The 25,650-nt window shown below is 42.3% G+C and carries 23 protein-coding genes; 14 read left to right on the top strand and 9 right to left on the bottom strand.

Annotated elements, in window-relative coordinates:
• Window positions 1-106: 106 nt before the first annotated feature.
• The 4 genes from FQ084_RS06805 to FQ084_RS06790 all read left to right on the top strand — a co-directional run bounded on the left by FQ084_RS06805 (window position 107) and on the right by FQ084_RS06790 (window position 5,749).
• The gene (locus FQ084_RS06805; RefSeq protein WP_149489880.1) at window positions 107-1,822 is read left to right on the top strand and encodes a TolC family protein; all 1,716 of its coding nucleotides are present in this window, start codon (window positions 107-109) and stop codon (window positions 1,820-1,822) included.
• 127 nt (window positions 1,823-1,949) lie between these two features.
• Window positions 1,950-3,176, top strand: coding sequence for an HlyD family secretion protein (locus tag FQ084_RS06800; protein WP_149489879.1), 1,227 nt, complete (start codon window positions 1,950-1,952; stop codon window positions 3,174-3,176).
• A 3-nt stretch (window positions 3,177-3,179) separates the two neighbouring features.
• A complete protein-coding gene (locus tag FQ084_RS06795; protein ID WP_149489878.1) occupies window positions 3,180-4,517 on the top strand; it encodes an ABC transporter permease in 1,338 nt (445 codons plus the stop codon).
• Window positions 4,517-5,749: an ABC transporter permease gene (locus FQ084_RS06790; protein WP_262880686.1), complete on the top strand. Its 1,233-nt coding sequence runs from the start codon at window positions 4,517-4,519 to the stop codon at window positions 5,747-5,749. Before FQ084_RS06795 ends, FQ084_RS06790 begins: the two co-directional genes overlap by 1 nt.
• Window positions 5,750-5,870: 121 nt before the next feature.
• Here the strand turns inward: FQ084_RS06790 and sthA are convergent, their stop codons facing one another.
• From sthA to FQ084_RS06775, 3 genes are all read right to left on the bottom strand, one after another.
• Window positions 5,871-7,520 (bottom strand): Si-specific NAD(P)(+) transhydrogenase, encoded by a 1,650-nt coding sequence (gene sthA / locus FQ084_RS06785; RefSeq protein WP_149489877.1) that lies wholly within the window; start codon window positions 7,518-7,520, stop codon window positions 5,871-5,873.
• A gap of 84 nt (window positions 7,521-7,604) precedes the next feature.
• Complete coding sequence (locus tag FQ084_RS06780) at window positions 7,605-8,009, bottom strand: DUF4377 domain-containing protein (protein WP_149489876.1); 405 nt, start codon at window positions 8,007-8,009, stop codon at window positions 7,605-7,607.
• Between the two features lie 61 nt (window positions 8,010-8,070).
• A complete protein-coding gene (locus tag FQ084_RS06775; protein WP_149489875.1) occupies window positions 8,071-8,967 on the bottom strand; it encodes a pyruvate, water dikinase regulatory protein in 897 nt (298 codons plus the stop codon).
• Window positions 8,968-9,635: 668 nt separating this feature from the next.
• On the opposite strand from FQ084_RS06775, the gene ppsA reads away from it, so the two are divergent.
• The 6 genes from ppsA (at window position 9,636) to FQ084_RS06745 (ending at window position 15,152) form a co-directional block, all read left to right on the top strand.
• Complete coding sequence (gene ppsA / locus FQ084_RS06770; RefSeq protein ID WP_149489874.1) at window positions 9,636-12,020, top strand: phosphoenolpyruvate synthase; 2,385 nt, start codon at window positions 9,636-9,638, stop codon at window positions 12,018-12,020.
• Window positions 12,021-12,202: 182 nt separating this feature from the next.
• Window positions 12,203-13,189 carry an RDD family protein gene (locus tag FQ084_RS06765; RefSeq protein ID WP_262880685.1) on the top strand — a complete coding sequence of 329 codons (987 nt, stop codon included), beginning with the start codon at window positions 12,203-12,205 and terminating at the stop codon, window positions 13,187-13,189.
• Window positions 13,190-13,490: 301 nt separating this feature from the next.
• On the top strand, window positions 13,491-13,895 hold the full coding sequence (gene rpsF, locus FQ084_RS06760; RefSeq protein ID WP_149489873.1) for a 30S ribosomal protein S6: 405 nt from the start codon (window positions 13,491-13,493) through the stop codon (window positions 13,893-13,895).
• 16 nt (window positions 13,896-13,911) lie between these two features.
• The gene (gene rpsR, locus FQ084_RS06755; protein WP_010198808.1) at window positions 13,912-14,142 is read left to right on the top strand and encodes a 30S ribosomal protein S18; all 231 of its coding nucleotides are present in this window, start codon (window positions 13,912-13,914) and stop codon (window positions 14,140-14,142) included.
• A 20-nt stretch (window positions 14,143-14,162) separates the two neighbouring features.
• Window positions 14,163-14,672, top strand: a complete 510-nt coding sequence (gene rplI / locus FQ084_RS06750; RefSeq protein ID WP_149489872.1) for a 50S ribosomal protein L9 — start codon at window positions 14,163-14,165, stop codon at window positions 14,670-14,672.
• 255 nt (window positions 14,673-14,927) lie between these two features.
• Window positions 14,928-15,152, top strand: coding sequence for a hypothetical protein (locus FQ084_RS06745; RefSeq protein WP_149489871.1), 225 nt, complete (start codon window positions 14,928-14,930; stop codon window positions 15,150-15,152).
• Between the two features lie 84 nt (window positions 15,153-15,236).
• On the opposite strand, the gene FQ084_RS06740 is transcribed toward FQ084_RS06745, so the two are convergent.
• Genes FQ084_RS06740 through cobT form a run of 3 tightly spaced genes read right to left on the bottom strand, consistent with a single transcriptional unit; the run spans window position 15,237 to window position 17,746 of the window.
• Window positions 15,237-15,812 carry a histidine phosphatase family protein gene (locus tag FQ084_RS06740; protein WP_149489870.1) on the bottom strand — a complete coding sequence of 192 codons (576 nt, stop codon included), beginning with the start codon at window positions 15,810-15,812 and terminating at the stop codon, window positions 15,237-15,239.
• Between the two features lie 33 nt (window positions 15,813-15,845).
• Window positions 15,846-16,679, bottom strand: a complete 834-nt coding sequence (gene cobS / locus FQ084_RS06735) for an adenosylcobinamide-GDP ribazoletransferase (protein WP_149489869.1) — start codon at window positions 16,677-16,679, stop codon at window positions 15,846-15,848.
• The gene (gene cobT, locus FQ084_RS06730) at window positions 16,679-17,746 is read right to left on the bottom strand and encodes a nicotinate-nucleotide--dimethylbenzimidazole phosphoribosyltransferase (RefSeq protein ID WP_149489868.1); all 1,068 of its coding nucleotides are present in this window, start codon (window positions 17,744-17,746) and stop codon (window positions 16,679-16,681) included. Before cobT ends, cobS begins: the two co-directional genes overlap by 1 nt.
• Window positions 17,747-17,968: 222 nt before the next feature.
• On the opposite strand from cobT, the gene FQ084_RS06725 reads away from it, so the two are divergent.
• The 3 genes from FQ084_RS06725 (at window position 17,969) to FQ084_RS06715 (ending at window position 21,552) form a co-directional block, all read left to right on the top strand.
• Complete coding sequence (locus FQ084_RS06725) at window positions 17,969-19,327, top strand: GntP family permease (RefSeq protein WP_149489867.1); 1,359 nt, start codon at window positions 17,969-17,971, stop codon at window positions 19,325-19,327.
• Between the two features lie 37 nt (window positions 19,328-19,364).
• On the top strand, window positions 19,365-20,501 hold the full coding sequence (locus tag FQ084_RS06720) for a glycerate kinase (RefSeq protein WP_149489866.1): 1,137 nt from the start codon (window positions 19,365-19,367) through the stop codon (window positions 20,499-20,501).
• A gap of 226 nt (window positions 20,502-20,727) precedes the next feature.
• Complete coding sequence (locus tag FQ084_RS06715; protein WP_149489865.1) at window positions 20,728-21,552, top strand: enoyl-CoA hydratase; 825 nt, start codon at window positions 20,728-20,730, stop codon at window positions 21,550-21,552.
• Between the two features lie 105 nt (window positions 21,553-21,657).
• Here the strand turns inward: FQ084_RS06715 and FQ084_RS06710 are convergent, their stop codons facing one another.
• Complete coding sequence (locus FQ084_RS06710; protein ID WP_149489864.1) at window positions 21,658-22,080, bottom strand: tetratricopeptide repeat protein; 423 nt, start codon at window positions 22,078-22,080, stop codon at window positions 21,658-21,660.
• A gap of 482 nt (window positions 22,081-22,562) precedes the next feature.
• Between FQ084_RS06710 and FQ084_RS06705 the strand changes: the two genes are divergently transcribed.
• On the top strand, window positions 22,563-23,750 hold the full coding sequence (locus tag FQ084_RS06705; protein WP_188032915.1) for a glycosyltransferase: 1,188 nt from the start codon (window positions 22,563-22,565) through the stop codon (window positions 23,748-23,750).
• A 123-nt stretch (window positions 23,751-23,873) separates the two neighbouring features.
• Here the strand turns inward: FQ084_RS06705 and FQ084_RS06700 are convergent, their stop codons facing one another.
• Entirely contained in the window at window positions 23,874-24,212 is a 339-nt protein-coding gene (locus FQ084_RS06700; RefSeq protein WP_149489862.1) for a RidA family protein, read from the bottom strand.
• 75 nt (window positions 24,213-24,287) lie between these two features.
• Window positions 24,288-25,535 (bottom strand): NAD(P)/FAD-dependent oxidoreductase, encoded by a 1,248-nt coding sequence (locus FQ084_RS06695; protein WP_149489861.1) that lies wholly within the window; start codon window positions 25,533-25,535, stop codon window positions 24,288-24,290.
• Window positions 25,536-25,650: the final 115 nt, after the last annotated feature.

Raw genomic sequence — 25,650 nt, 5'->3', positions numbered from 1 at the left:
TTTGTTATTAATAACCAATTTTTACTTTCTCTTAATAGTCTATAATATTGCCCTGCATGAACACGTTCTAAACACTTTGCATTCTAATTAATGGCTTATGTGACTTATGAAATTTGCTTTATCGACTCTGTCTACTGCTGTGATGACGGTTACGCTCATGAGCTTAGCCGCGTCTAACTCCGCAAACGCTCACGATGATAATATCACATCACAAAATGAGCCAACGCCAGTTGTAGTGACGCAAATTATTGATGCGGCCGATCCGGGCAGCATTGAAGAAAACCGTCTTCAAACCAATCGTACTCAAACTTATAAAAACGAAACTCAAAAAAGTAGCGTACAAAATAGAGCGGCGATGACAGAGATTGAGATGGATAAAGCTGAATCTAAAACTGGCTTAAGCACTCTTATCGATCCTATCACCCATAAAAGCATTGATAACAGCTATCCCTTAGAGGTATCTAGCCTGCTTAGTCTTGAGCAGGCGCAAAATATTTTATTGCAAGTTTCGCCCAAAATTGCCGCCAATCAAGCAGCGATTGCTGCGAGCGAATATGAAACTGACGCCCTAAAAACTATAGACAATCCATTGGTATTTGCGCGAGTCTCTGCCAGTGCGTATAACTTAGATGCAGATATTGATTTATCAACGATTAAAACCGGCATTATCAACGATATAAATAGTAGCGTTGATAGCATTGTTCCACCCATAGCAAATTTGCCTGATTTTGGTGAATTGGTCGGCGAGCGTATCCCAGATAATTACAACTTAAAGCGCTCAGGTTCAACGACTGGCGCAGGTCTCGGTGTAGTATGGCCCATTTATACTGCTGGACGCACTACGGCATTGACAGGCGCTTCCACTGCTCGTACCCAAGAAGCTGTAGCAGATAGCCTACTAGATAAAAATGAGCTTTATAACACCTTAATTGAACGTTACTTTAAAGCACAATTGGCCATTATTGCCGCCTATTTACGCGAAGATGCTTATGATACAGTGCAGCAGGTTGACCATATGGCGCAGCGTCTTTTTGAAGAAGGTTTTATCTCACGTGTCGATCGCCTAGAAGCCCAATCGGCACTTGCCGATGCAAAAAGTGAATCGGTCAATGCCAATAATGATGCGCGTCTTGCGATGATGGCGCTGCAGCGTCTCTTGCGTACCGATTACCGCATCAAACCGACCACGCCTCTATTTGTCTCTAGTCGTCCTTTACCTGATGTCAACTATTTTCAAGACTTGGCACTGAGCAATCATCCAGGTCTGCAAAAAGTCGCCGCTAAACGGGCACAGGCTCAGCAACTGCATGCGCTATCTGATACCGGTTACAAACCTACTGTCATGCTTTATGGCTACGGACAACTTGAAAAAGACCCCAGTTGGGTCGCGGGTATCTCAGCGAGTTGGAAGCTCTGGGGTGGGCTCGATAAAACCGCTTCACTAGCATCCAGTAATGCCAAAATACGCCAAGCCGATCTGTCTGAGATTGAGGTCAGTGACAACCTATTATTGTTGGTCGAAAAAAACTGGCATGATGTGAATAATGCCCAGTCACGGTATCAGGCATTGCAAAGTAATGTGGATCTGGCAGCGGAGGTATTACGCTTGCGGCAACTTGGGTTGCAAGAAGGCGTGAATACACCTATCGATGTGGTACAAGCACAGACGCAATCACTCAAAGCTCGTACAGAACAGGCGCAAGCAGCGAATACTTATGTACAGTCTCTTGCCGCTCTGATGCAAAGCTGCGGGACGCCCCTTGCCTTTAATGCTTATCTCAACGCCGCTGATATTCGACTACCGACCCTGTATAGCAAATAACAGGGCACAGAAAATAGCATGAAATGGCCAATAGCCTACCTAGTAAGACATATTAAATAACACGATTGAATAAAATCAGACTTATTCTGCTTATTACCGACCTTATTGCTTTAGGAATCTCACTGTCATGACTGAATCTAATAATGAATCAGGCGACTCACGCAAATTAAATGATTCAGACCAATCCGCTGAATCAAGCAGCAGTCATAATGAGCAAACGCCCATCGATGCCACTGAACCGACTGAATCTGTGGTCGATACCGCTGATATTAATCAAGAGCAAGCAGCGCCACCTTATAAGCGCGAGCCTGCAAAAGCGGATAAAGCTGCCATGATAAAAAAGGTGATTTTGAGGCTTCTTGTACTGCTTGTCTTAGCGGCAATTGCTTATGGTCTGTATAAAAGCAGTGAGCACAACGAGCCTGAAGTCATTACCCTGCAAGGGCAGATGCAAATGCAGGAAACGTCCATCGCCGCAAAAGTACCAGGACGTATCGCGAAAATCATGGTCACAGAAGGGGATGCGGTTACGGTCGGTCAGCAATTGATTGAGATGGACTCACCTGAGATTAACGCTAAGATAAATCAAGCACGTGCTGGTAAACAAATGGCACAGAGTCAGCTCGATAAAGCAGAGAATGGCGCCCGTCCACAAGAAATTGCGCAAGCAAAAGCGGCTTGGCAAGCCAATAAAGCGGCGTCTGATTTGGCAGAAAACACCTATCAGCGGGTCAATCGTCTGTATGAAGAAGGACTGATGGCACGGCAAAAACGTGATGAAGCCTACGCGCAATATTTGGCTACTCAAGACCAGACTGAAGCGGCGCGTTTACAATACGACTTGGCAATGGAAGGCGCACGTAGTGAAGATAAGACAGCGGCGTCCGCCCAAGTTGCCCAAGTCGATGCACAACTAGAAGAAGCGTTGGTCGCAAAAGAAGAAGCCAATCTAAGAAGCCCGATTGCTGGTATCGTGGATAATGTCATTGTTAATGCTGGCGAAGTCATTGGTCAAGGCGTGCCGCTACTTACTTTGGTGAATACCAATGATCAATGGGTGGTACTCAACGTGACCGAAACCTATTTAAATCAGTTTGCGATTGGTCAGCGCTTTATGGGTACGATTCCCGCTTTGTCATCGCCTGAAAAACCTTATACCAAGCAGTTTACCGTTTATGCCACCTCAACATTATCTGACTTTGCTACTTGGCGTCCAACCAATAATAACGATGGTTTTGATGTACGTACCTTTGAGGTTAAAGCGCGTCCATCAGCTCCTGATCGTCGTATTCGTTCGGGTATGAGTGTGGTTGTCAATATCAATCCAGCCCTTGCTAATCAGAGCCAAGAGTAAACCATGCGCTTGACTAAGCAAAAGAAGTTAAGTGAGCAAAAGGGTTTAATTGGCTCTTTTGTACGCAGTGCTGGCTACGAGCGACGTTTTTTAGCCAAAAACCCATGGGATTTAAGCATGGTGCTTTGGATACCGCTTGCGACTGTGCTATTGATTTGGTGGATATTTTCACAAATACAAATTACCGATTTACCCATCGGTGTAATGGATAACGACCGCGGTCCTATTGCCAATACTGCCGTGCGTTATTTGGAAGCCAACCCGAACCTAACGGTCAGACAGCTTTATCACTCGCCAGCAGCGGTAGAAGCTGCCCTCTTGCAACGTGATATTTATGCGGTAGTTATTATTCCTGAAGATTTTTCGCGCAATATTTCATCCAGTAAACCTGCGCCGATTGTATTGCAAGTAAACGCCCAATACGGTACTCACTCTGGCATCATCCAGACCAGTGTACAATCAGTAATTGGTACGCTATCAGCAGGCGTTGAGATACAGCGCTTGGTGAAAAAAGGCATGGCACCGTCACAAGCAGCGATTGCTTACTCGCCCATTAGTATTCAGCGTATTAGCTTATTTAATGCCGCAACGGATTATCAGCAGTTTTTAGCATCCACCGTTATCCCGGCGCTGCTACATATCTTGGCCATGGTAATCGGTGCCACCACCATTGGTCGCGAGCTACGCGATAAGCAAATCGGTCGTTGGTATGACTTTATTGAAAGCGGTCATCCTGACTTAACCAATATTAAAACTAACATTGCAAACAGCAAAATCATAGCAGCCTCGACCTCTGCTGAAGACAATAACACCTCTGTTATAGATAGTAAGCCTAGAAAAGCAAGTGTATTAGTTTTACTCTTTGGTTTATTGGGTAAGTACTTTTGGCCAATACTAGCTTATAGCCTATGGTCAGTTCTGGCGTTGTGGCTGGCCGCTCCGCAACAAGCGCTCGCTATTAGTTCCATTATTGCGACTTATATCGGTCTTGTCTTGCTTATGATGTTGTCATTTTGGCTTGGGGCAATATTTACTTTAACCTCATTTTCATTACGTATGGGCTTATCGTCTACGGGGTTTATCTCAGCGCCTTCTTATGCTTTTGCAGGGGTGACATTTCCTTATATCGCCATCAGTGACAGTGCTCAGCATTGGTCAGACGTCTTACCACTCACCCATTATCTTAAGCTGCATATCGCGCAATTACAGATGCAAGCACCCGTTGCCATCTCACTCCCGATTGTCTATGGACTGACGTTAGCGACCCTTATTGCTATGTTCTTAACCACTTTATTGAGCAAACGCGCGCTCGCACATCCTGAACGCTGGGGAGCACGCTAATGTCTATGTTAAAAAAAGATTCTGGCTCACCAAAAGAGCCTGTATCAGCAAAAGACAAGTTATCTAACGCAGCAGCAGATTCAAAAGACTGTTCTTCATCGCAAAGCTTTTTAGGCAGTTTTTTGCAAACTATTAAGGACGTCTTTTCTGATAAAGGCGTGCTGTTATTATTAATGATTGCACCGATTATTTATGGCTTTTTTTATCCTTGGCCGTATTCAGCGGAAGTGATTAACCATGTGCCAGTTGGTATTATTGATCAAGACAACAGCAACTTATCTAAAACCATCGTCCGTTACGCCAGTGCAAGCCCACAGCTAGATACCAAGCGCTTTCTCAATGAGCAAGATGCCATCGAGGCTATATGGTCAGATGACATCGCTGGTTATATGATTATTCCAAGCGGACTTGAGCAGCAAGTACTGTCTGGAAAAGCGGCAAGCGTCAGCGTACTGGGTAATGGCGGCTATTTCTTGCTAAATAAAAACGTCCAAATGGGGTTTCTACAAGCGGTCAGTACGGTATCAGCAGGGGTTGAGATTAAAAAAAGCGTGGCGCAAGGCGCGTATTCTGCGACCGCAGCGGCAAGCACGCAAGCGGTACCCTTAAAAATTATTCCTTTATATAACCAAACCGAAGGCTACGGCGCGTATGTGGTGCCAGCGGTAGCTATTCTTATTCTGCAGCAAACCCTTTTGATGTCTACAGCGATGTTGATTGGTACATGGTATGAGCAGCGTCGTCATGCCACCAGTATTCGCGGCTGGCTCGGACGTATTGCAGCGCTCAGTATGTTCAGCTTTATCATCGGCTGCTTTTATTATGGCTGGACCTTTGAGCTGCATCATTATCCGCGCGGACAAAACATGCTCGGCAGCTTGTTATTTTTGCTGCTATTTTGTCCGACCGTCGCCACCCTCGGCTGTGTGTTTGGGCTGTGGTTCCGCCAGCGTGAGCGCAGTATGCAAATTTTAATTTTCAGCTCACTACCGATGTTTTTTGTCAGTGGTTATCCATGGCCTGCCCATCAATTACCAGAATTTTTACAAATCATACGCTGGTTAATACCGACGACACCTGGCATCAATACTTCTGTTCAGCTCAATCAGATGGGTGCCAGTGTAGCCCAAGTCGCGACGGGATTTTATGCATTGGCAGGATTGTGGCTATTTTACTTTATATTACTGCTGCTTTTTCGTTGGCTTACCGCGCAAAGCAAAACCGCTTTTTAAGTTAAAAAGAGCTTTATAGCACTTATGATATTAAAAAATGCCACAAAAAAAGCGCCTACTCATTGAGCAGGCGCTTTTTTATGTATCTTGCTTTACGATTTAACAGTTAAAAAATTAACCTTTAAAAAACGCGATTTAAACCATTGAGGGCTGCCACACGATAAGCCTCTGCCATCGTTGGGTAGTTAAAGGTCGTATTGACGAAATACTCAAGGGTATTATTACTCTTACACTTCATGACTGCTTGACCGATATGAATAATCTCTGACGCGTGATTGCCGTAACAATGAATGCCTAAGATCTCAAGCGTATCACGATGGAACAAAATCTTTAACACACCTGAACGTTCACCAATGATTTGCGCGCGTGCCAGATGTTTAAAAAATGCTTGCCCGACTTCATAAGGAACTTTTTCATCGGTTAGCTCTTGTTCAGTTTTACCGATACAAGAAATCTCAGGAATGGTGTAAATACCTGTTGGCACACTCGATACCGGTTCTGCATCACTATCGCCAACCATGAAGGCCGCCGCACAGCGTCCTTGATCGTAGGCGGCAGAAGCCAATGATGGCCAGCCGATAACGTCACCAGCGGCATAGATGTTTTCGACACCAGTACAATAGGTATCATCAACTTTGAGCTGACCACGGCTATTGGCTTCAAGCCCGATTGCTTCTAAGTTCAAGCCTTCTGTGTTACCTGAGCGCCCGTTTGACCAAAGAATGGCATCCGATTTAATGCGCTTGCCGCTTTTTAGGTGCAAGACCACATAATCATCATGCGTTTCAAGATGATCAATCTCTTCATTGCTGCGAATAAGTACGCCAAATTGTCTAAAATCATGAGCGATGGCATCACTAATTTCGCTGTCTAGGTAATTGAGCAATTGATCTTGGTTATTAATCAAGTCAACTTTATAGCCAAGACCAGTAAAGATAGATGCATACTCACAACCAATCACCCCTGCGCCATAAATAATGATTTTTTTGACCACATAATCCATTTGCAAGATTTTATCAGAGTCAAAAACACGCGGATGGTTAAAATCTAGAATATCAGGACGATAAGGACGACTACCAACGGTAATAATGGCTTTATTAAAGGTGACGGTTTCAAAGACACCTTCGTCTTTTTCGACGCTTAAGGTATGCTCATCAATAAAGCTTGCCCAGCCGTGAATCACCTCAATACGATTGCGCTCATAAAAGCGCGTATGCGTACTCACTTGATTGCGTATTACCTGACGAGCGTTGGCTAACACGCGGTTTAGCGGTACTTGCTGATACTCCATCGCCTTGGTAAACATAGGATCACGGCGAAAGTTAATCAAGTTAAAAACGGATTGACGTAATGCCTTACTTGGAATGGTGCCAACATGCGTAGAGTTACCGCCGACCTGTTCGCGCGGATCAATAACCGCTACCTTTTTGCCAGACTTAGTCAGCTTCATAGCAGCCGCTTCACCAGCAGGCCCTGCACCTAGGACGACAACATCATACTCATACTTATGTTTATCGCCTTTGATGCGCTGCGAGTCTTTGGTAAAAGGGGTTTTAATATCAATGCGGATATCATCTAGTGGATTAACCAAGTCAGGGTGATGCATGATATCGTCGGTGACTTGCTCATGGGTTTGCTCAATTCTTTCTTTTTTATTCTTACCCTCAGTATGCTCAGGGTTTGGCGCGCGGCCACTCTCTTTATTGGACACTTCGGTGTGAGTATCTTTACCAATATCGTTGGTCGCGTCGCTTATAGGTTTGCTTCCCATCATATCCTCTTTATTAATTTATGAATCTATTTGTTTTTTAGGCCATGAATGTCTACCGTTATAAATGAAGTTAGGGTCATGGCGCTAAAGTTTGCCTACCATACGTTGTGATAGGATATTTTGCAATGTCCAATGCCCAGTCAGACTGTTCTTAGCTTCATCAATTTGTGGTCGTACGCTAATAATATACTCTGTACCAAGGCTTGGTTTGAAATCGTCAATCCAATCGTAAGGCACCTGAAAAACACTACCATCTTTGCTAGATTTAGCCAGTAAGCACTGCATAGGTAATGCTGAGGCACAAGCAACACGATTTGGCATAATCGTCAAAGTCTGCGCTTCACCCAATACGATTGTTGGAATATAGCGTGGCTCAGGCATTGGTTCACGAGCAAATGGCGATGTTTGACAAGCACTCAGTAAAGTAGCAGCACCTAACAGACCCGTTAGCAATAAAGAGTTTTTAGTAGACTTATAAGATAGGTTCATAGCATTCTCTATAATAGTTATATTTTATCTTAATGTTTATATTTCACGTTAAATTGTCTTTTTAACCAATACGGCGCTTAAGACCCGTCATCTGCAAGATACGTGTAGCAATCTCTTCAACAGACATTTCTGACACGTCAAGGCTTGGAATCCCTTGCGAGATATAAATCCCCTGTATTGCCCGCTGCTCTTGCTGACATTGCTGGTAACTAGCATAACGGCTACCCGCGCGACGTTCTTGGCGAATTTTTACCAATCGATCAGTATCGATTAATAAGCCAAATAACTTATGCTTATGCTCACGTAAGGCTTTAGGCAGCTTATTGTCGTTTAAATCTTCTTCAGTTAAAGGATAGTTTGCCGCCCGAATACCAAATTGTAGCGCCAAATATAATGAGGTCGGTGTTTTTCCAGAACGCGAAACGCCGATTAGAATAATATCGGCCGCATGATAATGACGGGTGCGCGCGCCGTCATCATTATCTAAAGCAAAATGCACAGCATCAATACGTTCTTTATAAGTTTCTGAGTCGACATCATCATGGGCATGGCCTGAATGTCCGTCTGGCTCGACACCGGTTTCTTCCGCTACCCGACCGATTAAACCTTCATACATATCCAGATTACAGCTATGCGCCGAATTGATTTTTTCACGAATATCAGGACTTACAATCGTATCAAATACCAATGGCAATAAACCATCACGTTGATAAGCAGTGTTGATTTGTTCAACGGCATCTTCGGCACGCTCTAAGCTATCAACATAGGGCAAGACTCGGGTTTCAAAAGGTACAGAGGCAAACTGACTTAAAATAGCGCGTCCAAGGGTTTCTGCGGTAATAGCCGTACCGTCAGAGATAAAAAAGGCTGTTCTTATATTTTGGGCGTTATCTACCTGTAATGCTTGTTCGTTTTGGATGGTCGGATTGGCTGATTCGGGCGGATTGTTTGCGAACATAACGTGAACACCTTTGTTAAAACGTTAAAACCTCAATAATCGCTTTTGCATAGCGCTGAAAAATCTTCGATCGGCTCTTAATAGCTGTTTATGACAACTTATTATCATAATGTCGCCATGCTACTTATGGTCATTTGCTGTTAAATAGCACGGTCGCGTCCAGATCCTATTTATGCTCTATATTATACGCATAATACCCGTCTAATAGAAATGAATGTTACAGGCGTACACTTCACAGCTTTTGTATATGTACAAAAGTTTTATATATAAAAGCTATTCCATATAAAGTGAGCATTGAAATAACCTTAAAACTTAAGCAAATCATCAAACGTATGATTATGAATAGTTGGTTCAATGATAATGATATTGTTACCTATATATAGAGACACAAAAGAGAAGCGCAAATTTTAAGGCTGTTCCATGGCGATTCTGCCTTCTTTACGTAGTATATAGCTATTATTTATAAAGTAATAAAACAAGCCACCTTTGTATTATCACTATATTCTATCATCCATATATTACGTTCTATGGGCTCAAATATGTAGCAATCCCCACAATTTGTATCTTTTTGACGAATTTTTTGGTTCTAGGTATCGAAATTATCCAAATATAGAGGTATAATCGACCGTTATAATCTTTACTAAATAACCTTATTTTCTGGAGTTATCATGGCAGCGCAATCTACAGCACTTGTAATCAATCTTGATCAGCTAGGAAAAGACGACATTGATATGGTTGGTGGCAAGAATGCCTCGCTCGGCGAGATGATCAGCCATCTATCTGATTTGGGTGTCAGCGTTCCAGGTGGCTTTGCGACCACTTCAAATGCGTTCAACCGCTTTTTGACAGAAACAGGCTTACTAGACAAAATTAATAACGAGCTTAAAACACTTGACGTTAATGATGTAAACAAGCTTGCTGAAACAGGTAAAAAAATCCGTACTTGGATTATTGAACAAGAGCTGCCAAAAGATCTTGAGCAAGCTGTGCGTGAATCATTCGAAGCAATGAGCGACGGTAAAGAAATTGCGGTTGCTGTACGTTCTTCTGCAACTGCTGAAGATTTGCCAGATGCCTCATTTGCCGGTCAGCAAGAAACTTTCTTGAACATTCGCGGCATTGATAACGTCCTAATTGCCATTAAAGAAGTATTTGCTTCATTATATAATGACCGTGCTATCTCTTACCGTGTTCATAAAGGTTTTGAGCACGAAGGCGTGGCGTTATCTGCTGCTGTTCAACGCATGGTACGTTCAGAAACCGGCGCTGCTGGTGTCATGTTCACTCTAGATACAGAAAGTGGTTTCGATCAAGTCGTATTCATCACCTCAAGCTACGGTCTGGGTGAAATGGTCGTACAGGGCGCAGTTAACCCTGATGAATTCTATGTGTCAAAACAATTACTTGCTAACGGTAAACCTGCAATTATCCGTCGTAACCTAGGTAGCAAGCATAAGAAAATGATTTATGGTGATGAAGGTAGTACCACGAAATCAGTAAAAACCGTTGATGTTGAAAAACAAGACCGCATGCAGTTCTCTTTATCGACTGAAGAGCTTAACTCACTTGCCAAACAAGCAATGACCATCGAAAAGCATTACGGTCAAGCCATGGATATCGAGTGGGCAAAAGACGGCGATACCAATGAAATCTTTATTGTTCAAGCACGTCCAGAAACCGTTAAGAGCCGCCAAGACAGCAATGTCATGGAGCGCTATGTCATCAATACTGGCGATGCTAAAATCCTATGTGAAGGTCGCTCAATCGGTCAACGTATTGGTGCTGGTAAAGTACGTATCGTTAGTAACTTAAACGAGATGGACAAAGTTCAAGACGGCGATGTATTGGTATCAGACATGACGGATCCAGATTGGGAACCAGTCATGAAGCGTGCCTCTGCTATCATCACTAACCGTGGCGGTCGTACCTGTCACGCGGCGATTATCGCCCGTGAGCTTGGTGTTCCAGCAATCGTCGGTTGTGGTAATGCCACTGAATTATTGGTTGATGGTCAAGACGTGACTGTTTCTTGTGCTGAAGGTGATACTGGCTTTATTTATGAAGGTCAGATTGATTTTGAAGTACAGACCAACTCTGTTGAGTCTATGCCAGAGCTTGCCTTTAAAGTGATGATGAACGTTGGTAACCCAGATCGCGCCTTCTCATTTACCCAAATGCCAAACGAAGGCATCGGTCTTGCGCGTTTAGAGTTCATTATCAACCGTATGATTGGTGTGCATCCAAAAGCATTGCTAAATATGAACAGCTTGCCACGTGAAATTGCACAAGCCATCAATGAGCGCATCGCAGGTTATGCCTCACCGGTTGATTTCTACGTGGACAAATTGGTTGAAGGTATCTCAACCCTAGCCGTTGCCTTTATGGATCAGCCAGTGATCGTTCGTATGTCTGATTTCAAATCAAACGAATATGCCAATCTATTAGGTGGTAAGCTGTACGAACCATCTGAAGAAAACCCAATGCTTGGTTTCCGCGGTGCCAGTCGTTATGTATCTGACAACTTCCGTGATTGCTTCGAGCTTGAGTGTAAAGCCCTTAAACGTGTACGTGATGAAATGGGCTTGACCAACGTCGAGATTATGATTCCATTCGTACGTACTGTTGGCGAAGCCAAAGAAGTCATCGAGTTGCTAGCGAAAAATGGTCTAAAACGTGGCGAAAATGGCCTGCGTGTTATCATGATGTGTGAGTTACCAACTAATGCTTTATTGGCAGAAGAGTTCCTAGAGCACTTTGATGGTTTCTCAATCGGTTCTAACGACTTGACCCAGTTAACCCTTGGTCTAGACCGTGACTCAGGCATCGTCTCACATCTGTTTGATGAGCGTGATCCTGCCGTTAAGAAGCTGTTGTCTATGGCGATCGACGCTTGCCGTAAGCAAAATAAATACGTTGGTATTTGTGGTCAAGGTCCATCAGACCATCCAGACCTAGCTTTCTGGCTCATGGAACAAGGTATCAGCTCAGTGTCATTAAACCCTGACTCAGTGCTAGATACTTGGTTCTTCTTAGCGGGTGAAGAAGCGAAGTAAGCCGTAACGTTAAGTCACAGCGTTAATTCACACCGTCATTTAAGATATAACCATTAGGGTCTATTTGATTTTCTCAAATAGACCCTAATATAATGTATTACTAAAAGTGACTTAAAAGCCGTTTTTTAAAGATAGCTTTTTAAAAACAGTGACTTGAGATATGACTAACTATGTAGGCAATTATGCAGATTTTCCTTGCTCGAAATAACGTACAAGCCGGTCCATACACCTTGGATCAGCTCAATATTATGCTCACTTCTGGCGAAGTCGTATTAGATGATTTGATATGGCATGAAGGATTAGATCAGTGGCAGCGTGTTGGCAACTTAACCAACAATCAAACCTACTACCGTCCTGCTCCTATAGCAACGGAAGAGGTTAACGATTCTATTATTAACAATGTCACTATCTTCCCAGAAGATAATGACGCAGATTCTAATAAAGACAAAAAATCGGTATCGCTAGATCGCCTATATGGCAAGCCTGAGCGTCCAGCAGAAAACACTAAAAACAGCAAAGTGGACATGACAACCAACCGTCAATACACACCAAATAATAAGGTGTCATTGAATAAATCCGGCGCCGCTAAAAAGATATCAGACACAGATAAAGTCATCGGTGATGTTGTCCTTGCACCTATCATGTCGCGGGTCTTAGCGACTGCGCTAAATGGCTTACTGTATATATTAGCGATTTTTCCGCTCGTCATGGCACTGACCAAGATGGACGTGGATTACACTAAATTCCAAAATATCCAAAATATGGATGCCGCTTATCAGTACTCAATGACACTGATGGAAAGTATTCCTAGCACCACCTTGATGGTGTCGCAAGTAATGGTATTTGGTTTGTTTGCGCTGCAGCTGGTATTTATCACTTTGCGTGGACAATCACTCGGTAAGCTGATTACTGGTATTCGCGTCGTTGATCAAACGACCCATCGCTTGCCATCTTTTACCAAGCTTATCGGCATACGTACGTTGCTATTGTTCATTATTTATAACTTATTATTTTCTTTTACCAGCTTTTTAGGTTTTGTGGTGATTGCCGTTCATTATTATATGGCATCAAAAAGCCCTGAAAATATCGGTTGGCATGACAAACTTGCTAAAACCTTAGTGGTAAAAGCGGATAGCAGTCAATTAGTCAAACAGCCAAAAGTAAAATAATAGGCTTATAAACTTGTTATAAAAATTATTGATAGAAATATCATAAAGTTATATTAAAAAGTGGTGTTTAGACGCTGCTTTTTTATTGATAAAGCAGCATTTACTACTTTTATAACTTATTGACAGCCGCTCAGTGATTAACCTTTGTGTTAAGCACTGACTACTGTTATAATACGGCGCTTTATAAACTAAGCTTATCCCCTATTGTTTTTCTGTAAAATTCGATAAAATTTGGGCTTACCTTATAAATCTCCTTGCTATTAACATAGGGTTAATAGCTACTAATCCGTAAGGAGTCATAATGCGACATTACGAACTGGTGTTACTTGTACACCCAGACCAAAGCGACCAAGTGGTCGGCATGGTTGAACGCTATATCAAGTTGGTTCAAGATAACGGCGGTGCAATCCATCGTCTAGAAGATTGGGGTCGTCGTCAACTGGCTTACCCAATTAACAAGATTCACAAAGCTCATTACGTTCTTTTCAACATCGAAACTGACGGCGAGACTTTAGCTGAACTTGAAGAATTATTCCGTTATAACGACGCGATCATTCGTAGTCTAGTTATGCGCCGTGACGATGCTGTCACTGAAGAGTCGCAGTTAGCCAAGAATGCCGATGAAAAACGCGCACGCAAAGCAACTACTCGTCGTCCTGACAGTCGTGAAAACGATAGTGACGACAACGACCACAGTGAAGACTAATTAAAGGAGAATACTCATGGCACGTTTCTATCGCCGTCGCAAATTCTGCCGTTTCACTGCTGAAGGCATCACTCACATCGATTATAAAGATGTTGAATTGCTAAAACAGTATATTAGTGATAATGGCAAGATCGTACCAAGCCGCATTACCGGTACATCTACTAAATATCAGCGTCAACTAGCGACTGCTATCAAGCAAGCTCGTTATTTATCGCTACTTCCATACACTGATAACCATCAGGGTTAACCGTTAACTAGGAATGACTCATGCAAATTATTTTGTTACAGCGTATCGTCAACCTTGGTAAACTCGGTGAAACTGTCGATGTGAAACCAGGTTACGGACGTAACTTTCTTATCCCTTTGGGTAAAGCACTACCTGCTACTGCAGCTAACATTGAAAAGTTCGAAGCACGTCGTGCTGAGCTTGAAGCTGAAGAAGCAAAAGAAGTAGCTGTTGCTCAAGAACGTGCTGACGCATTAACGGACGTTAATGTTATCATGCGCGCTAAATCAGGTGACGAAGGCAAGCTATTCGGCTCTATCGGTACTCGCGATATCGCTGAAGCATTGACTAACTCAGGTCTAGAAGTTGACCGTGCTGAAATCAAGCTACCTGAAGGCACTTTACGTCAAGTTGGCGAATATAATGTTGATATTCAGCTACACCACGACGTTACTGCTACTATTTTAGTTACCATTCTTTCAGAAGATGGCGATAACCAAGATTCAGCAGAAGAAGTTGAAGACGAGAACGAAGATTACTCTGAAGAGTAATATTTAGTACGAGTCTAAAGAAAAGCCAGTAACGTCATGTTGCTGGCTTTTTTATTTCTTAAACGTCGCCAAGGTTTATGAGCTATCTTTAATAAAAAGTTACAATGGTATATAAGAGCAATAATTGGTAATAAAACAACTGTATAACTCATACTTAATAATAAAATACTGCTTATTAAATCATCTTTAATAGTATTAACCCAGTTGCTATCCTATATCCGTATATTTACATGCTTATGGACAAAATGGGATAATATGATAAACACTGATGACAAATTAATATGTATTCAAGGTAACGAGTTTTATTCAAAAGGCGAGATATATACCGTTGGTAGAATTGTTAATAATAAATACTTTCAGGTGCTGACGGGTAATAACGATGATCACTGGTACGCGACTTTAGATGACGAAGGTATCTATATTAGTTTTGATTCTATGAGTCCTAAAGACAATAAAGCTTGGTTTGATAAGATAGTTTAGGAAGTCTTTATTGATGAATTGGCGAAAGATAGGTTCTTAAGAAAGATAAGTTGTTAAGATAGCTACTATCCAAAAAACTGGCCCTTATGAAAGGTCAGTTTTTTTTGGATAAAAATCTAGTTGACGATGCTCTAGATAGTTCATAGGTCGTGGCCATTCAGCGGCTATCTTCGGTACCTCTTGCCCAGCGACTATCATACTAGCAGCATTAATCCAGCCTGCATGACCGACTGCTAATAACGGTCTTTCGCTGTTTTCAATAGTCATTTCATTTATCCAGCTTTCAACACGATTGAATAATCGCTGTAGACTTTCGCCGCCCTTGGGTGCAAAGTCAGCAAAGTCATTACACCAATCATCGATTTCTTGTTTCGGTATTTGTGCCCAAGCCTGACCATCCCATTTACCAAAATTAATTTCAGCAAGCTCAGGCATAACCTTACATTGAAACCCTTGCTGCGCCAGTATCTCACCAACTTTTAATGAGCGCTGTAACGGGCTGACCCAAATCACTTTTGGTAATTGATGCAGACGGACAAAACGCTGTATTTTATTAGCCAAACGTTTAATTTTGCGTCTATCGACCTTTATATCTGTCTGCCCGATACAGAAACCATTAGCCGCCATAGGTTTGGGGTGACGCCAAATATAAAGAATCATTAATGATTATTTCCTATATGTGATTGGTAAATCCTATATCAATGGTAATGAAGCAGCAAGCCCTACATAAATGGCAATCTCACTAAGCTGCTGCGTCGCACCGAGTCCATCGCCTGTATAGCCATCAAGCCGCCTGTGTAATAAGCGCCGCATATAGTCAGTGGCTACTAGCGCTAACACCAGCGCTAACAACCACTGAACAACACCAATCTGCTGCATCCTATTGGGAAATATAAGTGTGACCAAAATAATCGCCAATATGAGCCAACCGCTGCTATAGAGCCCTTGTAATGGCGTAAGCTGCTGCGCCATCGGTTTTGCCTTAGCATGTTCAATCTCACCGCCATAAGGCAATAGCGTCAGTAAGCTAATGCAAAATAAGCGCGACGCAGTATGTCCAATAATGAGTGCAACGATAGCAACGGATACTGGCATCGCAGCAAGCAAGCTAATCTTAAGTAATAGCGCTGACACCAAACCCAAAACACCATAAGTACCTAAGCGTGAGTCTTTCATAATCTCTAAGGTGCGCTCGCGAGTTAGCCCACCGCCCAGCCCATCGCAGCTGTCAGCAAGACCATCTTCATGAAAAGCACCCGTCAGCTTAATGCCAAAAGCCGTGCTCATCACTGCTGCAACCAATGGCGTAAATAAGAGACTAGTAAGCCAAAATACCCCAGCACAAAGGACACCAACCAATAAGCCAACTGCTGGAAAATAACGGCTGCTTTGATGTAGCCATTGCGGATCATAATGACTAAAAGACGGTATAGGTAGGCGGGTTAAAAACTGTATAGCTACCAATACCAATCGAGCTTCATAACGAAGTCGCTGCAATATAGACAGCTTTGATGATGAGCTTGGCATCACTTGCTTTGCTCACTGATACCAGCATCACTAAAACTTGCCATCTCATTGATAATGGCACAGGCAGATTGTAATAGTGGATACGCTAATGCCGCACCGCTACCCTCACCTAAGCGCATACCCATATTGAGTAATGGCTCAGCATTTAGCAGTTTTAATAAATGCACATGGCCCGGCTCGACTGAATGATGCGCAAAGATAGCATACTGCGCCACACCCGGTGTTAAGCATTCAGCAACCAATAATGCGCTACTGGCGATAAAACCATCAATTAATAAAATACGGCGCTCACTGGCAGCCTGAATCAGTGCACCTGCCATCATAGCAACCTCAAGCCCGCCAAATGCAGCAAGTACTTCCAATGGCGCTTGTGCTTCACTATGACGCTTTAAAACTTGCGTTAGAATGCTCGCTTTGTGCTCTAATCCTGCATCATCAAGTCCTGTGCCGCGACCAATACAATCAGCGATGGATAAGTTGCCCAGTCTCGCCAGCAATAGACTCGCAGCTGAAGTATTACCGATGCCCATTTCACCGACAATCAATAGATTGCCTGCCATGTTCTTAACCACGTTCATACCGCTTTCTAATGCAGCTAAACATTCCGCTTCTGTCATCGCAGCTTCTGTCAGGGCGTCACGGCTACCATGGCGAATTTTATAATCGAGTAGTTGCGGATGGTCTTTAAAAGGAGAATTGGCAAAGTCAGCATCTACCCCAGCATCAACTACTTTCAGCTCGATATTATGCTGGCGTGCCAATACATTGATGGCAGCGCCGCCTTGCAGAAAGTTGTAAACCATTTGCGCGGTCACGGCACTAGGAAATGCGGATGTCCCATGCTTGGTCAAACCATGATCGGCAGCAAATACTCGAATTTGTGGCTGCTCAATCTTTGGCGTGAGCGTCCCTTGAATCATGCCCAACTGCAGCGCAAGGCTCTCTAAGCGCCCAAGTGCGCCAAGCGGCTTGGTCTTTAAATCAATAACTTGCTGTAGCTGCTGGCGTAGCTCATTATTTTCAATATTGGGAATTACTGGAGCGGTAAATATGGTCAAAGGAAGCATCCTAAATCTAGTACGTGTCAAACGAAAACCACATACTAGCAGAGTATCTCGGCTTTACCATGAATAAAATTGAAGATGAGCCGAATAGATTCCCTAGTAGCATGGATTTACTATAGAATATGCCCCTTTAAAAATTCATATGACTATTGAGATTCAGCTAAGAGCATGCTGCATAATTTTCATAATTTGTCATAAGACATTAACAACTATATAGAGACAGTGATGATCGTATTTTGGCTGGTGCTGACCATTCTTTTTATTATTTTTGCCACGGCAAAACTCAAGTGGCATCCTTTTTTAGTGTTGATACTATCTGCCTTTTTGGTCGCACTGTTTTATCAAGTACCGCTTAATACAGTCGCCAAAACCATCTCTGATGGCTTTGGCGGTATTTTAGGATATATCGGCTTGGTGATTGTCTTCGGTACCATTATCGGTTTAATCCTTGAAAAAACGGGCGCTGCTATTGTAATGGCGGAAACAGTCATCAAAGTCTTGGGACCACGCTTCCCTACTTTGACCATGTCTATCGTAGGTGCTGTAGTGTCTGTACCGGTATTCTGTGACTCAGGCTATATTATTTTAAACTCGTTAAAAGAGTCATTAGCTGAGCGCTTAAAAGTCTCAAGTGTGGCGATGAGTATTGCCTTAGCAACTGGCTTATATGCCACTCATACCTTTGTACCGCCAACACCCGGTCCGATTGCGGCAGCAGGAAACTTGGGACTTGAGTCAAATTTGGGTTTGGTCATCATGGTCGGTATCGTCGTCACTATCGTTGCGGTACTTGCCGGTTGGCTATGGTCTAATCGCTTTCTTGATGTCACTCCTGACAATATCGATGCACTCGACGCGCCAGCCGCGACTGTGCCAGACAATATGAAAACTCGCGACGAATATAGCAAGCTGCCGTCAGCGACCATGGCATTTTTACCTATTATTGTGCCTATTGTATTGATTTGCTTATCGTCTGTTGCCAATTTACCAAGCGCACCATTTGGTACTGGCACCATAACAGATATTTTAGTATTTATTGGTAATCCACTAACTGCCCTACTGATTGGTTTGTTTTTATCATTTTTACTGATCAATACTGAACAGAAAACACAGCAAATCAGTGATAGCATCTCTCAAGGCTTGGTCGTCGCAGCGCCTATTCTCTTAATCACCGGTGCTGGCGGCGCGTTTGGTGCTATGCTCAAAGTCACACCAATAGGTGATTATTTGGGGACGACTTTATCCGCCCTGGGGCTTGGTGTCTTTATGCCGTTTATTGTCTCTGCTGCACTCAAAACAGCGCAAGGCTCGACCACGGTTGCTTTGGTGACTACCTCAGCAATGGTTGCACCATTATTGGGTCAAATAGGTCTCGACAGTGAGCTTGGTCGCGTATTTTGTGTGATGGCTATTGGTGCAGGCGCGATGACTATCTCACATGCTAATGACAGCTTTTTTTGGATTGTTAGCCAATTTAGCCGTATGAGTGTGGCGCAGGCTTATAAAGCTCATTCAGTAGCAACTGGTATTCAAGGCGTGACCAGTATCATCTTTATCTGGCTATTGACCTTGGTATTTATCTAACGCCTTAGTTGACTCATCAAAAATATAAGAGCATTTCATGAAAATCTTAATCGCCCCCGACTCGTTTAAAGAAAGCTTAGAGGCACTAGATGTTTGCCATGCTATCCAAGCTGGATTCAGTCAAGTATTTCCTAATGCGGACTATAAGCTATTGCCTATGGCAGATGGTGGCGAAGGCACCTCTGCGGTATTATCTTATGTGTTAGGTGGGCGCTGGAAAGAAGTGCGCGTCCATGACCCCTTGATGCGGCCTATTAGCGCAAAATATTTATTACTGCCTGATGCGACTGCGGTGATCGAAGTCGCCCAAGCTTGCGGCTTACATCTATTGACTGTAGCAGAGCGCAATCCAGTCATCGCGAGCAGCTATGGGGTTGGCGAGCTGATTGCAGATGCTTTAGAAGAAGGGGTCAAACGTATCATCATTGGTCTTGGTGGTAGTGCTACCAATGACGCGGGTGTTGGTATGCTAACGGCGCTTGGCATGACGTTTCATGATAGTGATGATACTACGTTAGCCCAAGGCGGTGGCGCGCTTGCGAGTTTGCAACGATTAGATGCGACAAGCTTCCATACCAGCGTATTAGAGACAGTGTTTGAGGTGGCTTGTGATGTAACCAATCCTCTATGTGGCACGTTAGGTGCGAGTGCAATATTTGGCCCTCAAAAAGGCGCTAGCTCGCAACAAGTCAATGATTTGGATCAAGCGTTAAGTCATTTTGCCGCTATCTGCGAGCAGCAAGGCTATCAGAATTACCAAGAGATAGAGGGCGCTGGCGCAGCAGGTGGACTTGGCTATGCGTTAATGAGCTTTTGCCAAGCTGAGTTGAAGTCGGGTTTTGATACAGTTGCAGAAGTTGCCAACTTATTACAGCATATCTCTGATGCAGACTTAGTCATCACTGGCGAAGGTAAACTTGATGCCCAAACTGCGATGGGTAAGGTAGCTGGCGGCATCAGCCAAATTGCTAAAATGAGCCAGACGCCAGTGATTGCTATTTGCGGTAGTGTTGATGGTCTAGAATCGGCTCAGACCAGTCAATTCGATGTCATTATGCCCAGTATCCAAAAACTAGATACGATTGATAATGTCTTTAAAAACGCTTATCACAATATTGAAATAACCGCTGCCAATATTGCTGCGGCGATAAAACTAGGTCAAAGTATAAAATAAACATAATACTTTGTAGTAAGCGCACCATTTGAATACAGCTTTTTATAAAAAAATAATTTCTTACTGCAATAGCGCTCTTAGCATATAAGAGCGCTATTTTTATATCAGCTGTATCCATGTCACTGAGCTATTGCTTAACTGATTAAGCATGCTACTATTTGAGTGATGATTTAAATCGCTTTTATACTTTATGCTAAGTTTATAAACATATTATCAAGGACGATAAATGACCCAATTTAACCCCATTCAATCACACTCTTCCTCTATAGACTCTAACGAGCCTTTGGTTATCAGAGAAAACTCAGGCAGCGTTGTGACTTTAACCCTTAACAGTCCTAAACAATTTAATGCTTTATCGGTTGAGTTGCTGGCCGTTATGCAAGCGGAGCTGGACAATATTGCGCAAGACACAAATATACAAGTATTGGTGATTGCTGCAAATGGCAAGGCATTTTGTGCCGGACATAATCTAAAAGAGATGCGTGCCAACCCAGATGAGGCTTTTCAGCGCGCCTTATTTGAGCAATGTAGCCAGATGATGCTCACCATCAATCGCATGCCACAAGTGGTCATTGCCAAAGTGCAAGGCATAGCAACTGCTGCTGGCTGTCAGCTGGTCGCAGCTTGTGATTTAGCGGTTGCTTCGGACAATGCCAAATTTGCAACCTCTGGCATAAATGTAGGATTGTTCTGCTCTACCCCTGCGGTAGCAGTCAGTCGCAACCTATCTCGTAAGCAGGCATTTGAGTTGCTGATTACCGGTGAATTTATCGATGCCCATACTGCACTGCTGCAAGGACTCATCAATCGTGTGGCAAGCGCTGAACAATTAGACTCGATTCTCCAATCTTTGATAGACGCCATTACTGCCAAATCTTCAGTTGCTGTGACCACTGGCAAAACGATGTTTTATAAGCAATTGGATATGGAGTTGGCGGATGCTTATGAGTATGCCAGCGAGGTAATGACCTGCAACATGATGGCGGATGATGTAAGTGAGGGCATTGACGCCTTTATTGAAAAGCGCCATGCGGTCTGGACTGGACGTTAATAACCATATCAGCATTTTATAACGTAAAATAATGCTGTCGGCCTACATGCGCTTCTTTAAATAATAAAAGGCGCTTTTCTCAATAACAAATAGCAATAGCTAAAATTACTGTGCCAAGAGCTTGGTCAACAATTCATTTATCTCAACTTTAAATTCTCTGTCTTCGATTTTATTGGCACTAATTTTAGCATTTTGTAGGTTTTCGATAGCAGCATCTGTCTGACCCAATTCGATTTGCAGCTCAGCCATAGAAAAGGCTATCGATGCTAAATGATCTTTTGAATTAATCGCAGCGGCTTTATCTAATGCTTTTTGGTAGATAACCAGCGCTTCATCCAAATCCTCGGTAAAGTCAGCCAATGTCTCCCACTGTTCAGGATGGTCTTTATCGCTCTTTTCGTTTTCAATACAGAGATCCTTTAGCTGCGCATACAGCACATCAAAGGTTTTTTGATCGTTTTTACTGTCAGCTTCTAGCAGTTTTTCTGCTAAAACATAAATAGATTTATATATTTTGGTATTAATCATGATTGGTGGCCCTGTTTGGTTGCGCGTCAATTAACAGCGCTAAGTCGTTTAACGGTTTTGATGGTATTCATAGCATTAATGATGGCATCGTTCTTTGAACAGCTGAGCGACTCATAATTGAATTATTAATGTAGGAATAAAATTTTAAGGATTTTATTTGAAGAGGATTATAGCCTAAATTTTAGTAATGGATATGAGTAATGGCAAATGTTGAATGACAGTGGTTACTTCTATCAGCAAGGTTGACAGAAATAAAAAACTTAAAACTAAAGTTGATAAGATTTAGCACCATATCTATAATTGAACAATATTTTAGATATAGCTAATATGGTTTACGATACTAATGCCCTTTATTAGCTTAGATTAAACGCTAAGTCCGATATCAAAACAATCATTGCCCATTACCTAATATATCAACTGTCTTTTATGAAGCTGTTTCAAGGAAGAAAGTCGGTATGCAATAGTAGAATAAGAGAGTAATTATGTCACTTTGCCTTAATATGATTGTAAAAAATGAAAGTCATATCATTGAAGATACGTTAGAGAATATTTGCTCCTACTTTCCACTTACTTACTGGGTTGTTTCTGATACTGGATCTAGTGATGCTACCATTGCTATTATCAAGAATTTTTTTAAAAATAAAGGTATAAAAGGTCATATACATAAAGAACCTTGGAAAAACTTCAGCCACAATAGAAACGCTGCTTTATATGAATGCAAAGGCAAAGGAGATTATGTTTTGATTTTTGATGCCGATGATTCTGTATGTGGTGATTTGAACTTACCAGAACTAAAGAAAGATGCTTACTATTTCCAGATGTCAGATGAGTCAAACACTCTTACATATTACCGAAAGTTGATTATAAAAAATAATGGTACATATAAGTGGCACGGAGTTTTGCATGAGTTTCTTAAAAGTAATGATGAAAAAACACGAGAGGAAATTAATGGTGACTATCGTGTTATATCAGGTAGAAAAGGTAATAGAAGTTTGAATAAAAACAAATATTCAGATGACGCTGAGATGCTTAAACAAGCTTATTTTTCTGGAGAAGATACTGACTTACTACCACGCTATGCTTTTTATTGCGCTCAATCTTATAGAGACTCAGGATTGATTGATCAATCCATTGAATGGTATAAAGAAAGAGTGATATTAGAAAATGAAGGATGGAAAGACGAGGTGTATTGTAGCTACACAGAGCTAGGCTTGCTGTTCGAAAGGAAAGAAAACTATAAAGAAGCTCTATATTACTGGCGCTTAGGGGTAGAGCTCGACCCAATGAGGGCAGAGTGCTGGTACCACTTATCTAGAAGACACAGTTGGAACAAGAATGCAGCATTAGCGTATTGCTATGCCAAACAAGCTAGTGAACTAACTATACCTCAAGGTAATCGCTTATTTATTATAAATAACATCTATCAATACTGGTGCTATTACGAATGGTGTTTAAACGCTTATAAACTTGGCAAGATTGAAGAATCCTATCAAGCTTTTAAAAAGCTAACACTTCATTGCACTGAAGACTTACTGAACAGAGTAGCTCATCAAATAAAAGACTATCAAGATTTAATTTTAAACGATAGTTTTGATAATATAAGGTTATTAACGCTAAATTTACATCGTCTTAATAATACAAAGCTATTAGATGAACTGATAAATGAGTAAATCAAAAACTTTATAAGACTAGAAAACAGATCGGGCTAAGAGTTTAAGAGTAGGGTTTATTTTATAGAAAAGGACAAAGTAATAGCTACCTTGTCCACTTCTTTTGAATATCAAACTAAGCGTTTATTCAGCAGCGATAACGGTAATTTCGACCAATAACTCAGGACGAGCCAGCGCAGACTCGCCGCATGCGCGTGCGGGCGGCTGTAAACCTTCAAACCATTTATCCCACACCTCATTCATTGCTGCAAAATCTGACATACTTTTTAACCAGACGGTTGCTGATAGCAGTTTCGATTTATCACTACCCACTTCTTGCAGTAGTTTTTCGACTTTTTCTAGGCAAGTTAAAGTCTGGGCTTTGATATCATCATCGCTATTGCCAACTTGACCTGATAAATAAATAGTTTGGTTATGAATCACAACTTGACTCATCCGTTGGTTACTATGAAGCTTTTGCATGGATTATTATCCTTAATTTTTAATACTTTCAAATAGATGAGCATATAAATAAATCACGTTTTATTTAAACCTTGCTTAGCGAGAAAAACGATCAGCGCCAAAGGGTTTAATATCAACGAGTGTTGGTTTGTCATGAATCATCTCTTCAACCAGACGACCGGTCATCGGTCCTAAAGTGAAGCCCTGATGGCTATGACCAAAAGCAAACCATAATTTATCGTGATTAGGCGCAGGGCCAATAACTGGCTTCATATCTGGCATACAAGGACGTGAGCCTGCCCATGCTTCACTCTCAACGGCATCTTCTAAAGGCAGGATTTTTCGAGCAAGTTTTAATACGGTATTTAATTGGCCAAAGTTCTTTGGCGCATTCATCGTCGTCATCTCAGCGCCGGTAGTAATGCGGATACCTTGTTGCATTGGCCCCATCACGAAGCCTTTATCCATATCAAACATACTATGATGAATGGTATTTTTTTCATTCACTTTAAAGTGCTGATGATAGCCGCGCATCGGGAACAACGGCAAATCATAGCCAAGCGGTTTGATTAAATCATTAGACCAAGGTCCAGCGGCTATGACTAACTTGTCACTGTAATAAGTGTCATTGTCGGTAATGACTTTCCAGCCACTTTCCTCTTGCACAATTTCTTTGACACTGCTTTCTTTAATGGTGCCATTCATCTCTTGGAAGTTTTTGGCATAAGCCTTTACGAGCGAGCTTGGGTTTGAAACCTGCCAAGAGTTGAGCCAATGAATCGCGCCTACGAACTCGTCAAAATTGGCACTAGGCTCCATTACTTTTAATTCATCTACCGTCAATACATTATGCTCAACACCTTGATTGCGTGCATCAATAGCGGAAGCAATGGCTTCTTGAAAAGTCTCTTCAGAGCGATGCAGCTGCAACCAACCGTCACGCGTAATCAGTTCGTCAGCACCAGAGGCGCTAATCATGGTTTGGTGTTCACTGGTGCAATGCTCAATCAGTGTCTGCCATTCCGCTTCGATTTTTTTAACTGAAGCGGGTGTAGAGTATTTCCAATACTGCAATAGCGCCTGATGATAACGCAAAATCGCTGGAATGCGATAGCGAATATCGGTTCCTTGATTTGGCAATACGCGTATCATTTCAGTTAACTGGCGTGGAAACGGATGCGTATGAATCGCCTCGCGTTGAATCAAACCTGCATTGCCGTATGAAGTCTCAGAGCCCGGTAGTTTTTTGTCTAATAGTAAAACTTGAGCGTTATTTTTTTGTAGATGCCAAGCAACTGAGGTGCCGACCATCCCTGCACCGATAACGATCACTTCATAGCGCATAACGTGTCCTTTTTTAAGGTCTTAATACAAAGTATAAAATATGAGAAATACTAGATAAGGTAGTAATAGTAACGCATTGAGCGCCAGATTAAACCCTTATAATATAAATATTTTT

This window comes from Psychrobacter sp. ANT_WB68, assembly GCF_008369115.1.
In the GTDB taxonomy this organism is placed as follows: Bacteria; Pseudomonadota; Gammaproteobacteria; order Pseudomonadales; family Moraxellaceae; genus Psychrobacter.
The sequence above is the reverse complement of the archived record's forward strand: the minus strand, read 5'-3'. Positions and strand labels throughout refer to the sequence as shown.

Bases quoted from the DNA above. Each gene is read 5' to 3' on its own strand.
- rplI (WP_149489872.1), top strand. From the start codon at position 14,163: ATGCAAATTATTTTGTTACAGCGTATCGTCAACCTTGGTAAACTCGGT.
- FQ084_RS06780 (WP_149489876.1), bottom strand. From the start codon at position 8,009: ATGAACCTATCTTATAAGTCTACTAAAAACTCTTTATTGCTAACGGGT.
- FQ084_RS06695 (WP_149489861.1), bottom strand. From the start codon at position 25,535: ATGCGCTATGAAGTGATCGTTATCGGTGCAGGGATGGTCGGCACCTCA.
- FQ084_RS06720 (WP_149489866.1), top strand. From the start codon at position 19,365: ATGAAAATCTTAATCGCCCCCGACTCGTTTAAAGAAAGCTTAGAGGCA.
- FQ084_RS06805 (WP_149489880.1), top strand. From the start codon at position 107: ATGAAATTTGCTTTATCGACTCTGTCTACTGCTGTGATGACGGTTACG.
- FQ084_RS06795 (WP_149489878.1), top strand. From the start codon at position 3,180: ATGCGCTTGACTAAGCAAAAGAAGTTAAGTGAGCAAAAGGGTTTAATT.
- FQ084_RS06705 (WP_188032915.1), top strand. From the start codon at position 22,563: ATGTCACTTTGCCTTAATATGATTGTAAAAAATGAAAGTCATATCATT.
- FQ084_RS06725 (WP_149489867.1), top strand. From the start codon at position 17,969: ATGATCGTATTTTGGCTGGTGCTGACCATTCTTTTTATTATTTTTGCC.
- ppsA (WP_149489874.1), top strand. From the start codon at position 9,636: ATGGCAGCGCAATCTACAGCACTTGTAATCAATCTTGATCAGCTAGGA.
- FQ084_RS06800 (WP_149489879.1), top strand. From the start codon at position 1,950: ATGACTGAATCTAATAATGAATCAGGCGACTCACGCAAATTAAATGAT.
- rpsF (WP_149489873.1), top strand. From the start codon at position 13,491: ATGCGACATTACGAACTGGTGTTACTTGTACACCCAGACCAAAGCGAC.
- FQ084_RS06740 (WP_149489870.1), bottom strand. From the start codon at position 15,812: ATGATTCTTTATATTTGGCGTCACCCCAAACCTATGGCGGCTAATGGT.
- FQ084_RS06700 (WP_149489862.1), bottom strand. From the start codon at position 24,212: ATGCAAAAGCTTCATAGTAACCAACGGATGAGTCAAGTTGTGATTCAT.
- cobS (WP_149489869.1), bottom strand. From the start codon at position 16,679: ATGCCAAGCTCATCATCAAAGCTGTCTATATTGCAGCGACTTCGTTAT.
- FQ084_RS06715 (WP_149489865.1), top strand. From the start codon at position 20,728: ATGACCCAATTTAACCCCATTCAATCACACTCTTCCTCTATAGACTCT.
- sthA (WP_149489877.1), bottom strand. From the start codon at position 7,520: ATGGGAAGCAAACCTATAAGCGACGCGACCAACGATATTGGTAAAGAT.
- FQ084_RS06790 (WP_262880686.1), top strand. From the start codon at position 4,517: ATGTCTATGTTAAAAAAAGATTCTGGCTCACCAAAAGAGCCTGTATCA.
- FQ084_RS06745 (WP_149489871.1), top strand. From the start codon at position 14,928: ATGATAAACACTGATGACAAATTAATATGTATTCAAGGTAACGAGTTT.
- rpsR (WP_010198808.1), top strand. From the start codon at position 13,912: ATGGCACGTTTCTATCGCCGTCGCAAATTCTGCCGTTTCACTGCTGAA.
- FQ084_RS06710 (WP_149489864.1), bottom strand. From the start codon at position 22,080: ATGATTAATACCAAAATATATAAATCTATTTATGTTTTAGCAGAAAAA.
- cobT (WP_149489868.1), bottom strand. From the start codon at position 17,746: ATGCTTCCTTTGACCATATTTACCGCTCCAGTAATTCCCAATATTGAA.
- FQ084_RS06765 (WP_262880685.1), top strand. From the start codon at position 12,203: ATGCAGATTTTCCTTGCTCGAAATAACGTACAAGCCGGTCCATACACC.
- FQ084_RS06775 (WP_149489875.1), bottom strand. From the start codon at position 8,967: ATGTTCGCAAACAATCCGCCCGAATCAGCCAATCCGACCATCCAAAAC.